Below are 11,575 nucleotides of genomic sequence, written 5' to 3'. Positions count from 1 at the left end.
GCGTAGGGCATGATTGCCTCCTTTTTAGGAATAAAAAAGCCAACCCATTGTAATGGGACGAAAAATCGTCATAGGTTGGCAAGGGATTTCGATGCAATTCGTTGCGCCGCCACGGGGGCGGCGCAACGGTGAGTTTGGAACCTAGAGACTTAGCTCAGGGTAGCGTACATGACAGCCTTGATAGTGTGCATGCGGTTCTCGGCCTCGTCGAAGACCTTGGACTGCTTGGACTCGAAGACGTCGTCAGCAACCTCCATCTCGGTGATGCCGAACTGCTCGGCCTTCTGGGCACCGATGGTGGTGTTGGTGTCATGGAAGCTGGGCAGGCAGTGCAGGAAGATAGCGTCCTTCTTAGCGTAGCCCATGACCTCCTTGGTCACGCGGTAGGGCTCGAGGTTCTTGATGCGCTCGCCCCAGACCTCGTCGGGCTCGCCCATGGACACCCACACGTCAGCGTAGATGACGTCGGCGTCGGTGCAGCCTTCCTTCACGTCAGCGGTCAGCTTGACGGTGGCACCATGCTCAGCGGCGATGGCACGGCACTCCTCGACCAGCTCAGCCTCGGGCCAGTTGGTCTCGGGGGCGCAAGCGACGAAGTTCATGCCGAGCTTGGCGCAAACGACCATCATGGAACGGGCAACGTTGTTGGCGGCGTCAGCCATGAAGACCACGGTGCGGCCCTTCAGATCGTAGTTGAAGTTCTCCTGCATGGTGAGAACGTCAGCCAGCATCTGGGTGGGATGCCACTCGGTGGTCAGGCCGTTCCAAACCGGCACGCCAGCGTTGGCTGCCAGGTCCTCGACGTCGGTCTGAGCAAAGCCGCGGAACTCGATGCCGTCATAGAAGCGGCCGAGAACGCGAGCGGTGTCCTCGATGGACTCCTTCTTGCCCATCTGGGAGCTATTGGGATCCAGGTAGGTCACGCCCATGCCCAGGTCCATAGCGCCAACCTCGAATGCGCAACGGGTACGCGTGGAGGTCTTCTGGAACAGCAGCACGATGTTCTTGCCCTCAAGGTAGCGATGCGGCACGCCGGCACGCTTCATATCCTTGAAGTTCTTGGAAAGCTTCAGCAGGTACTCGATCTCCTCGGTGGAGAAGTCCAGGAGACGCAGGAAATGACGACCGCTCAGGCTTACAGGCATGGTAATTCCTTTCGATAGCAAGTTAACAAGAACTTATGTATGCAGGCCGCGCCAAGTTTCAGCCTGCTGTTTCTACCGGAACGCATTTTCATGCGTTCCGGGAAAAACCTAACAAGGGTTCCTGATTTCTCAGGATTCGTATCCAAGATGGATACTCAGATTATGCGCTCTGCGCAGCGAGAAATCTAGTCCTCACGCCAGATCGGCATGCTCATGCAGCGGGGGCCGCCACGGCCACGGGAGAGCTCTGCCGAGGGGATCTCGATAGCATCGATGTTGTTCTTGCGCAGCAGCGCATTCGTGACATCGTTGCGCTCGTAAACAACCACGCGACCAGGAGCGATGCACAGCGTGTTGGAGCCGTCGTTCCACTGCTCACGCTCTGCGGCGATACGATCGCCACCAGCGCAAGGAATAAGCGTGACGGGCATGCCCACGTACTTCTCGAGCACTTCCTCGAGCGTGCCGGAGGTCTCCTTGACCTTGATGCCTTCACCCTCGGGGGTGATCTCGAAGACGGTCAGCGGGCCCATGATGCCGGGATGGATGGTGAACTTGTCAACATCGATTTGGGTGAACACGGTGTCCAGGTGCATCATGGCACGGTTGTTCGGGATGTTGAACGCCAGGATGGTGTCGACCGGCGAGGTCTCGTCCTTGAAGATGTTGTGGGCGATCTCGTCGATGGCATCCGGCTCGGTGCGCTGGGAGATGCCGATGGCCAGCGTATGTTCGTTGATGTTGAGGATATCGCCGCCCTCGATGTGGAATGCGCTATAACGGCTGTAGTACTGCGGCACATCCTTGAAATCGGGATGATACGTGAAGATGTACTCAGCGAAGATGGTCTCGCGGTTACGCGTGACAGCATACATACGGTTGATGGAAACACCGTTGCCGATCATCGCGAACGGATCGCGGGTGAAGTACAGGTTCGGCATCGGGGCGATGACCATCTTGGAAGATTCGGAGACCAGGTCAACCAAGGAGTTGGACTTGTCGGTGTGCAGCTCGGTGAGGTTAACACCCTCCATGCACTTCAGAACCAAGTCGATGTTGGTCTTGTAGTTGTCGTTCAGGTAATCGAAGAGAATCTTCTGATAACGCTCGGTGCGGATACCGGCCTCTTCGATGAACTGCTTCAGAAACTGCTCACGCAGAGCCGGATTGGCATCGAGCACCTCGGCCATGAGGTTCTCCAAATACACGACCTCCACGCCGTTGTCGCGAAGAGCCTGAGCAAAAGCATCATGCTCGGCCTGGGCAACCTTCAGGAACGGGATGTCGTCGAACAGCAGCTCTTCGAGCGTGTTCGGCGTGAGGTTCAGCAGCTCTTTACCAGGGCGATGCAACAGAACCTTCTTCAAGGGCTTGATTTCGCTCTTGACGTTTACGCCTGCCATGAAAACCCTCCTTATGCCTTTTATGCATTTTCGGACTTCTTAGAAGCGGAACGCCCGTTGCGCACCGCGCGTTCCGACTGCAAAACAAACTTCTCACGCTTCACATTGAAAAGCAACTACCAAAATTTCTCAAAACGATATTTTCAGGATGACCTGCGAAAACGATAAATTTTTGGCTTTGTTTCAATCGCGTTTCTACACATTTCCTTCACTTTCGCTTTGGTTCACGATAGTTTACTTGTGCACTTGCATAATTTTCCCGCACCATACCTGAAGCCGGACGGACCCATAGATGATTTCTCTCGAAACCCTAGTTATGCATAAATATGAGAAATAATGCATCATGCAATTTCGATGCACAGAGGCTTATGGTCTTTCAGACCATTGATAGAGAGACTCTATACCACTATGGCTGGTAGCATTTTTGGATGAGACGTAGCCGAAAACGCTATAGGTAGTTGAGAGACAACCGAACGACCGACATCCTCCCGCGACCTATTCCCCGTCGCTAATCGCACGACGCGCTCTGCAAGAATTCGACGACGCCTTGATGCGAGCCGCCTATTACCTTGATTCGACGGCTCTTCGCATTTTCATTCAGACATTTTGATGGTAAAGCAATTTGTTTTAGTCGTGACGTCTCGCAATCCTACGTGTCTTTGTGGGTTTGCGGTATAATAACGGCGTTTTGTGCGCCCATGGCTCAACGGATAGAGCATCGGACTTCTAATCCGACGGTTGCAGGTTCGAGTCCTGCTGGGCGCGCCAGGATTTTCTGGCCGGAGTGCGATTTGCCGTCTCCGGCTTTTTTGTTGTCGAAAGCTGAGTGCATCTTGGCTCGCTCACGTGCTGCTTCGACGATGATCAACTTCCCCATGCCCTACAACGCAGACGCTCCATTGCGTGATTTCCCAGAGGAAGCGCTGTTTCACGTCGAATTTCCTTCGCGCAGCTTGCTCTTGCAAGACCCCGCCGTTACTGCGATATCATCAATGATATAGCGCAGCGATCAGCTACGTTCGGCGAGACCGCTGATTTATCCGCAACTTTCGATTCGGGTTTTCGGACTATGTGCGTACCTTAAGGCTGATTAGGCCCGTTATTCCCACGATAGCGTCATCGATGAAAAGCTGCAATCACGCGCACTCATCAAGATCGCTGATCTACCCGTGATCGCTTTTGGAGGATCGCTCGCGCAATTAAAGGCTGGTGCGCGGCCGAGCAGGCAGGACCCGGTATGCAGCGCCCGAAACAGCAAGGTCTGAAGTTTCTTTCCGATTCGGTCCGCATTTGGCCCGCTGCTTGGCGCACATTTTGATGCACAAACAAAAAATCAGAGCCAATAAGGCTCTGATCTGAGGTTTTATTGGAGCGGGTGACGGGAATCGAACCCGCGTTAGAAGCTTGGAAGGCTTCAGTTCTACCATTGAACCACACCCGCGACTGGTCGGGACGACAGGATTCGAACCTGCGACATCCTGCTCCCAAAGCAGGCGCGCTACCAGGCTGCGCCACGTCCCGACATCCAAACAGCCTAATCAGTATAGCAGACTTTCTACGCGTTTTCGGACAATTTCGCGCGAAGTTCACGAAGGGCATTGCCTCGATGGGAAATCGAGTTCTTCTCCTCGGGAAGCGCCTGACCGAGCGAGCGTTTGAATTCAAATACCTCGGGCAGAAACAGCGGGTCGTATCCGAATCCGTTATCCCCCTGCGGCTCATGAGCTATTCGGCCCTCGACCGTTCCGCGGGCATCGTATTCCCTACCCTGCTCATCAAGGTAGACCAGGTGGCATACGAATCGGGCGCTGCGCTGCTCATCCTCTACATCCGACAGGGCATCGAGCAGCTTCGCGTTATTGGCAGCGTCATCGCACGGTTCACCGGCATATCGCGCAGAATGCACGCCAGGAGCACCGTCAAGCGCATCGACTTCCAGGCCGGAATCATCTGCTAGCACCGCCATACCGCCGCTAGCCTGCTGAGCTGCTTGAGCTTTGATGCGGGCATTGCCCAGAAACGTCTCGGCATCCTCGACGGGGTCGGAGTGAACGCCGGCTTGCTTGAGGGTTTTGAACTCCCAACCGGGGAAATCGAGCGCTTCGGCGATCTCGACGGCCTTATGAGCGTTATTGCTGGCGATGAGAACGGTTTTCATGACGGTTCCTTTCGTGGCCAAACGTTGTTCTTAGAATTCGATATGGGACACGCTGGTGATAGGCATGCAGAAAGCGCGGCTGCCGAAGCTTTGGAACTCCGTTACATCATCACCAGTGGTGTTGAACTCGTACTCGGCTTTGTGCCCTGCCTGAGCACGTTGGTGATGACGATCGAGAATCTCGGTGACATCGCGAGCCGCTTCCTTCGCAGATGAGATGAGCGTGACCTCATGACCCACTACGCCGCCGATCAACGCCTTGAGCAGCGGAAAATGCGTGCAACCAAGGACGAGCGTATCGATTTGGCAGCGCCGCAACGGCTCCAGATACTCTTTTGCGATAGCCTGGAACGGCGGTCGGATATAGACCTTCGATGCAAGCGAGGTGTAATTCTCGATAGGGCCCTCCGCCATGCGGATGCCCTGCTCGGCTATCTCGACGAATCGCGGCGTAGCCGTGGAAAACACGGTGATTCCCGCATCCAGGTGGCGAATCGCCTTCGTATACGCATCCGACTCAACCGTGGCCTTCGTTGCGATGACCCCGACTCGCTTATTGCGCGTTGCGTGCGCAGCCGCGCGTGCACCAGGTTCGACAACCCCGATGACGGGAACGGGAAACGTTTGCTGGGCATGCGCCAAACCCGCTGCAGTAGCGGTGTTGCATGCGATGACGATGAGCTTGACCCCGCGCTGCACCAGCCATGAGCCGATCTGCTGGACGAACCCGTCCACCTCGGAAAGACTGCGCGGACCATAGGGGCAACGCGCGGAATCGCCTACGTAGATGATGGACTCCTCCGGCAACGCCTTCGCAATCTCGCGCGCTACGGTAAGCCCGCCGAACCCTGAATCGAACACGCCGATGGGCGCGTTGTCGAATGTTTGCATGATATCCATAGCGCTCAGTATAGCGCATGCTTGCGGGCGCTTTCTGAAATGCGCGGCGGGTGCCATAGTATCTGCTAACCTGCAGACAAGCAAAATAGTTCCAGAAAAGGGAGCAACTGATCATGTCGAAGGAAAAAGACCGCAAAACCAATGCCATACGCGAAATGGAGGCGGCGCACGCCGATTTCGACACGCGCTTCTTCGAAAGCCCCGAAGCGCTATCCGGAGTCGAGGTGGCGGCACTATTGGAACAAGATCCAGATTGCGTATTTAAAACGTTGGTCACTCAGGGAAAATCAGGTCAACATTTCGTGTTCATGATCCCCGTTGCCTGCGAGCTGGATTTGAAGAAGGCGGCTCGTGCTGCCGGGGAGAAGTCCATCGCGATGGTGAAATCTCGCGATCTTTTGGGGCTCACCGGATATATCCATGGCGGCTGCAGCCCTGTAGGAATGAAGAAGCTCTTCCCCACCTTCATCGATGAGACCGCTGAGCTGTACGACAGGATCATGTTCTCGGGCGGCCGCATTGGATGCCAGATTCAAACGCCGCTAAGCGAATTGCAACGCGTGGTGCCCGTGAAATGCGTTGATTTGACCGTAGTTTAACAAGACGCAAGCCACCGCGAACAGAAGACGCCCTGCAAGCAATGCTTGCAGGGCGTCTGAGCATTCACCGCCGAACAGCTATCACCAGTGGCTGACCACGCAATCGCCGGAGTGGATAAGCGAGTACAGTTCCTTAGCCTTAGCCGGGGGCAGATTGACGCAACCATGACTGCCGTAACCGTCTTTATACATGGTTCCACCGAAGTCGGGCTGCCAATCGGCATCGTGCAAGCCGATTGCGTTGCCATCGAAGGGCATCCAGTACTGAACGGTTGATTCGTAGATCTTCTGGCCGTTCTCATAACCGGTGAGCTTGCCGGGGCTTTGCATCGCATTCATCCAGAACACGCCGACGCTGGTGTCATGCGTGCCGTCGGGGATGCCGGAGATGCAGTCGGACTCCCAGGCCAGCGCACCGGAGTCATCGTAGAAGTAAACGTGTTGCTCCGCCAGGTCGATATCGATATAACGGTTGCCCCAATCACGACCACCAACGCCATTATATGCATCGCCGCTAGTGGCGTTGGGAATCTCGACGGTTTCAACAAGGCCTTCTTTGACGCCGTTGATCACCAAATCCATAAGCGCATCGTAGTCGATAGACCAGCCGTACACGCCGCCGGAAACCGTGATGGTCTTGCCATCGGCGCGCGTATAGGTGCGCGTGGTGCCGACGGTATCGCAATCGCCGGCAAGCTTGTCGACCCACGCTCGCACGGCTTCCTCATCAAGCACGGCCTGCACGTTTTCGTCAACGGTGACCCATTGCGAGATAAGATCGGCATTGACTTCCGCAGCAGTTGACTTGCCCATGGTCAGCACGATATCGGCGCCGATCATGGTGTTGGCCTGCTCGGCGGCGGTTTTCAGACGGGGGTCGGTGGAAAACACCGTAGGCTGCAACAGCTGCTCGGATGAAAGCACGACTTTGGGATCGAGCTCGGCAAGCGCAGCATCGGCGACAGCCATGACCTTAGACGCATCCAGAGCGGTGCCGGCAACTTCCTTGCAAACGGTAAAGGAACCGGATTTGGAATCATAGGCAACCGTGGCATTGAGAGGCTGCGTAGCGGATTCGTTGAAAGCGGCAACGGCTGCGGACACGGTTTGCTCAAGGCCGGAATCGTTGTACGAGCTGATCATAGCGCCGGTTGCATCATGGCTGCGCGTAAGCTCGACGGGCCACAGCCATTCGTTGTACGCAGAGTACGCTTCCTTAACCGCTTCGGAGGCGTTGAAATCGACGCCAGCGTCCTTGGCCGAGACCGTAAGGTTGAAGCCATTACCGGTAATGGTGAGCTTGTAAGAGTTCACCTCATTGGCAAGCGCCTTTTCGGCATCCGCCGTTGACATAAGCGATGCATCAAGATTGCCGATCTTGGTGTTGGGCATGAAGTGACTGCCGAAATACAGCGCCACGCCGCAATACGCGATCGCAAGGACAACCACCAAACAAGCCGCGACGATCCCGAGTACCTTCCCGACGCGCTTCTTGGGGCGGGAAACGCCCGTAGAGGGGATTTGCATGCCGGAAGGCGCGTACCCTTGATGGCCGGTTTGCGCAAACTGCGGGTAGGCCTGCCTATTTTGCTGGCCATGCACCTGCTGCGGGATGAAGCCACCCGGCTGGTTGTCGTCGTCGAAGTTGATGGAAGGGATATCGCTTGGAGCGACGTGACGTCCGCGCGAAACTTTATCGTTTTGATCGTTGCTCATGATGCTCTCGCTGAATAGGGTGCAGATAGCTTTATTGTAGCAACGTAATACCCAAGGAGCGATACCTTGTGGATATTTTCGATATGATAATTATGGCCATCGGGCTGCCAATTCTCTAACCGGCACGGGATGGCCGAATGCGATCCGGAAATGAATGCACAATGAAGCCTAGTCTGGATGGCTAGGGCAACATCGAGGGCTACGGCTTCGCGGAGAAGATCGCGGACTGTGCGCGCATCCTGGTCTACGTAATCGCCGCCCTTGCCGTCCTCGTCTCGGCAGCAGTCCTGTGCGAAAACCAGGCGAGCGGCGCGCAGGAGATGCAGGCATCGCCGGCCCGCACCGACGGCCCCATATACGACCTGCCCGAAGGCATCGGCCAGGAAATCGTGTGCGACGAGCGCAACCGCGAGTACCTGCTGCTGACCACCGAGCAGGGCGGCGTGTTCCTCATGCCGTACCTCGACGAGGACGGCGAGCAGGAGATCATGCCGCAGGCCTAGAACGCGAAGAAGCCGCCCCGTATGGAGCGGCTTCCTCTATTCGACGAGCAATACGAACGCCCGCCTAACGACGAACACCTGCATATGTTCGCTTACTGAACAGTTGGTGGAGGCGCGGAGAATCGAACTCCGGTCCATACTATATTATCCCTCAGGCTCTACAAGCTTATCCCATTATCGGAATTCGGAACCCGTCGGTCAACGGGCAAACGTTAGGGTTCCTAGTCGGTTCGATCTTTATCGAAGCCATACCGTCCACGTGCTTCGATGCAGTCCCCTAAAATGACGTCGCGTCCGAGCCGGGGACAACCCGGAGTTGACGTGCCAGGTGCTGTTTAGGCAGCCATGGCGAGCGCCGGAGCGCTCTGAGAGTTGTTCTTGCCAATTAACTTGACGGTACCCCTGTTTAACGTGGCGAGGAGACCACGACCTGCTCCTCAGTTCAAACATACCATGTCGAAACCAGTCGCCCCCGAGAAGCCGGCTTTGCAGCCGAGTCGGGACGCTGCGGTCCACCTTGTCAAAGTGCACGGCGGCAAGTCGCCGAACGGATTGATAATCTTACTTCAAAAGCGAGCTGAAGTCCAATGCGCTTTTAATCTCGTCAAACGCGCCCTTAAATTCCGCGGCCATTTTCACGCCGTCCTTGAAAATGGCGTTCATGTCATCGGTTGCCTGCTGCACGCCGTCGCGCGTGATGCCCAGGCTGCCATCGTCAGCGACTTCGCCGCCGGCATCCTCGTCCTCGTCGCCCTCGACGTAAAGATATTCGGCTTCCTCGCCGTCTTCCATGATGACGAAGCCGATACGGTTGCCCTGGTCGTCTTCAAGGTATCGGACGATATCATCGTCGGAAAGCTCGAGCTCGACAACCTCAAGATCTTCGTCGGCGGCAGGCGCCTCGTCAGCTTGAGAAGCTTCCTCCGCGACACGCTCCGAGATCTGCTCTTCGGCCTCCAGCGTTTCCTGATCGCTCATCGACGGCTCCTTTCCTTCAGCGCGCGCTCGATCTCACGCTTCGAGTCGCGCTCCGCCATAGCGGCGCGTTTGTCATAGTTCTTCTTGCCGCGGCACACCGCCAGCTCGACTTTCACGAGCGAGCTTTTGTTGAAGTACATCTTCAACGGCACGAGCGCCATGCCCTTCTCCTTGGTCTGCTGCTCAAGTTTGCGGATCTGGTTTTTGTGCAGCAGCAACTTGCGTTTGCGGTCCGGGTCGGGGTTGGCGATGTTGCCGAAGGCGTACGGGGGGATGTGGACGCCATGCAGCCACACCTCGCCGTGGCGAATGAGCGCGAAGCAATCGGTGAGCTGGCAATGGTTATCGCGCAGCGAACGCACCTCAGTACCGGTCAGGGCGATGCCGGCCTCGTAGGTTTCGAGAACCTCGTAATCGTGCAGCGCCTTGCGGTTGCGCGCGATGTCCTGTGCTTGCTTTTTCATGATGCTACTCCCCCTGCGCGGCACGCGCAGAACAGGCATCGAGCGACGCCGAGCCGCAACCCGCCATGGGCACGAAGGAGCCGCCGGACTCCAAATCGCGCGCAAACTGCACGAACAACGCCACGGTTGCGTCAAGATCGTCCAGGCAGATAACCTCGGTGGGCGTATGCATATAGCGAAGCGGCACGGACACCAAGCCCGTAGGAATGCCGGCATGGCTGACCTGGATGGGCCAGGCATCGGTGCCGGAATGGCCGGGCAGGGCCTCTATCTGATACGGGACGCCCGCCGTATTGGCGGCCTGGACGAGGCGCTCGAACACCTGCGGGTTGACGTTGGGCCCGCGGCCGATAACCGGGCCGCCGCCGCACTTGATATCGCCGAACTTGGCGTGGCTGATGCCCGGGTAATCGGTGGCGTGCGTGACATCGAAGGCCACGGCAACATCGGGGCGGATGCCAAACGCGGACGTGATGGCGCCCCGAGTTCCGATTTCCTCCTGCACCGTGCATGCGCAGGTGACATCGCCCGCACAACCGCCGCCGGACGCCAACTCCTCGAGCACGCGCGTGATGACCCACACACCGCACTTGTCGTCGAAGGCGCGCGAAACGCCCATGTTCTTCCCGAAGCGCTCAAAGCCCACGCCGAACGTGATAACATCGCCCACCTTCACCAGGCGCTTGACCTTCTTGGCGGGAAGGCCCAGATCGATGACCAGATCGGACAGGGGCGTGACCTTGTCACGCTCGCCAGCGGAGATAAGGTGGATGGGCTTGCGGCCGACGATGCCGCGCAAAGGATGCTCAACACCGGTGGCATGCACGTCCACACGAAGCCCCGGCAGAATGGCGGCATCGACGCCACCGATGGCGGCCACGGACAAAAACCCGTCATCGGAGACGTTGACCACCATCAAGCCGATCTCGTCCATGTGGGCGGCCAGCATGAGCGACGGCGCGGAGCCCCTGCCCGCAAGGCGAGCATGGACCGAACCCATGACGTCTGTGGTGACCTGGTCGGCAACGCCCTCCATACGCTCGCGAACCATAGCGGCGATGCGCTGTTCGCAGCCTGTGGGCGAAGGGGTCTCGAGCAGACGCTTGAGATATTTGCGATCTTGCTTGTTCATGTGCTTCCTTTATTGAAGGAGGTTGTTACGCGCGGACCTTCACGACGATCTTGCGCACATGGCAAGGCTCGGAGCCGAGCGTGCAGCCGGGCTTGTGCGCATCTTCGGGCGCGAGGACGGCCAGGTCGCCGGCGCGCAGCACAACGTTCGTGCACTGCTCGGGCGTCTCGTACAGGCCGAAGTCGTTTTCCTCGTCGAACGGCTGGCACTCGGGCAGGCCATTCAGCTGAGCGTACTGCAAAAGCTCCTGACCGGACACGACGAACTGCACGTCGTAATAACCGCGATGCGCCTCCAACTGCTTTTCGGAAGCAGCGACGGTGTCGTATTCCTGCACGTTGGCGAACACGTCGTCGCCATCGATCTCGTTACGGCCGAGCGGCAGAGCATCCAGGCCGTCCTGCGCAAGGAACGCATAGGCCTTGGAGAAGCGCTGGCTGAGATAGTCGTTTCCGTTCGCATGGGTAAGGTTGGTAACCAGCATAGCGAGTCCTTTCATATTCACGCAGCGCGCACGGCGCCGCCTTATTCGTTTAGGGAAGTATACACCCCGCCGGCGGGCAGGCCGCCGCGGTAG

At 57.4% G+C, this 11,575-nt stretch carries 11 protein-coding genes, 3 tRNA genes and 1 other RNA gene; 3 read left to right on the top strand and 12 right to left on the bottom strand.

Annotation, left to right across the window (positions count from 1 at the left end; translation table 11 throughout):
* Positions 1–149 precede the first annotated feature (149 nt).
* Positions 150–1,145 (bottom strand): ornithine carbamoyltransferase, encoded by a 996-nt coding sequence (gene argF, locus SFHG_RS03700; RefSeq protein ID WP_042433932.1) that lies wholly within the window; start codon positions 1,143–1,145, stop codon positions 150–152.
* A gap of 185 nt (positions 1,146–1,330) precedes the next feature.
* The gene (gene arcA / locus SFHG_RS03695) at positions 1,331–2,548 is read right to left on the bottom strand and encodes an arginine deiminase (RefSeq protein WP_042433930.1); all 1,218 of its coding nucleotides are present in this window, start codon (positions 2,546–2,548) and stop codon (positions 1,331–1,333) included.
* A 692-nt stretch (positions 2,549–3,240) separates the two neighbouring features.
* Here arcA and SFHG_RS03690 point away from each other — a divergent pair.
* Positions 3,241–3,316: transfer RNA gene (locus tag SFHG_RS03690), tRNA-Arg, on the top strand.
* A gap of 599 nt (positions 3,317–3,915) precedes the next feature.
* Here the strand turns inward: SFHG_RS03690 and SFHG_RS03685 are convergent.
* The 4 genes from SFHG_RS03685 to murI form a co-directional block, all read right to left on the bottom strand.
* Positions 3,916–3,989: transfer RNA gene (locus SFHG_RS03685), tRNA-Gly, on the bottom strand.
* Between the two features lie 3 nt (positions 3,990–3,992).
* Positions 3,993–4,069: transfer RNA gene (locus SFHG_RS03680), tRNA-Pro, on the bottom strand.
* 34 nt (positions 4,070–4,103) lie between these two features.
* Entirely contained in the window at positions 4,104–4,706 is a 603-nt protein-coding gene (gene rdgB / locus SFHG_RS03675) for an RdgB/HAM1 family non-canonical purine NTP pyrophosphatase (protein WP_042433928.1), read from the bottom strand.
* Positions 4,707–4,736: 30 nt separating this feature from the next.
* Positions 4,737–5,606 carry a glutamate racemase gene (murI, locus tag SFHG_RS03670; protein ID WP_042433925.1) on the bottom strand — a complete coding sequence of 290 codons (870 nt, stop codon included), beginning with the start codon at positions 5,604–5,606 and terminating at the stop codon, positions 4,737–4,739.
* 113 nt (positions 5,607–5,719) lie between these two features.
* On the opposite strand from murI, the gene SFHG_RS03665 reads away from it, so the two are divergent.
* Entirely contained in the window at positions 5,720–6,205 is a 486-nt protein-coding gene (locus SFHG_RS03665) for an aminoacyl-tRNA deacylase (protein ID WP_042433921.1), read from the top strand.
* 81 nt (positions 6,206–6,286) lie between these two features.
* Here the strand turns inward: SFHG_RS03665 and SFHG_RS03660 are convergent, their stop codons facing one another.
* Positions 6,287–7,921, bottom strand: coding sequence for a L,D-transpeptidase family protein (locus SFHG_RS03660; RefSeq protein ID WP_202898080.1), 1,635 nt, complete (start codon positions 7,919–7,921; stop codon positions 6,287–6,289).
* A gap of 320 nt (positions 7,922–8,241) precedes the next feature.
* Here SFHG_RS03660 and SFHG_RS03655 point away from each other — a divergent pair, with 320 nt between their 5' ends.
* Positions 8,242–8,424 carry a hypothetical protein gene (locus SFHG_RS03655; protein ID WP_042433919.1) on the top strand — a complete coding sequence of 61 codons (183 nt, stop codon included), beginning with the start codon at positions 8,242–8,244 and terminating at the stop codon, positions 8,422–8,424.
* 104 nt (positions 8,425–8,528) lie between these two features.
* On the opposite strand, the gene ssrA is transcribed toward SFHG_RS03655, so the two are convergent.
* The 5 genes from ssrA to SFHG_RS03635 all read right to left on the bottom strand — a co-directional run bounded on the left by ssrA (position 8,529) and on the right by SFHG_RS03635 (position 11,482).
* Positions 8,529–8,898, bottom strand: a transfer-messenger RNA (tmRNA) gene (gene ssrA / locus SFHG_RS10380).
* An 87-nt stretch (positions 8,899–8,985) separates the two neighbouring features.
* Entirely contained in the window at positions 8,986–9,402 is a 417-nt protein-coding gene (locus SFHG_RS03650) for a hypothetical protein (RefSeq protein ID WP_052297793.1), read from the bottom strand.
* Positions 9,399–9,866 carry an SsrA-binding protein SmpB gene (smpB, locus tag SFHG_RS03645; protein WP_042433916.1) on the bottom strand — a complete coding sequence of 156 codons (468 nt, stop codon included), beginning with the start codon at positions 9,864–9,866 and terminating at the stop codon, positions 9,399–9,401. The genes SFHG_RS03650 and smpB overlap by 4 nt, the downstream gene beginning before the upstream one ends.
* A gap of 4 nt (positions 9,867–9,870) precedes the next feature.
* On the bottom strand, positions 9,871–10,998 hold the full coding sequence (locus SFHG_RS03640; protein ID WP_042433913.1) for a M42 family metallopeptidase: 1,128 nt from the start codon (positions 10,996–10,998) through the stop codon (positions 9,871–9,873).
* A 25-nt stretch (positions 10,999–11,023) separates the two neighbouring features.
* The gene (locus tag SFHG_RS03635; protein ID WP_042433911.1) at positions 11,024–11,482 is read right to left on the bottom strand and encodes a NanQ anomerase/TabA/YiaL family protein; all 459 of its coding nucleotides are present in this window, start codon (positions 11,480–11,482) and stop codon (positions 11,024–11,026) included.
* Positions 11,483–11,575 lie beyond the last annotated feature (93 nt).

It is taken from the genome of Senegalimassilia anaerobia JC110 (genome assembly GCF_000236865.1).
Lineage (GTDB): Bacteria > Actinomycetota > Coriobacteriia > Coriobacteriales > Eggerthellaceae > Senegalimassilia > Senegalimassilia anaerobia.
Note: the sequence above shows the minus strand (reverse complement) of the source record. Positions and strands in the feature narration are given on the sequence as shown.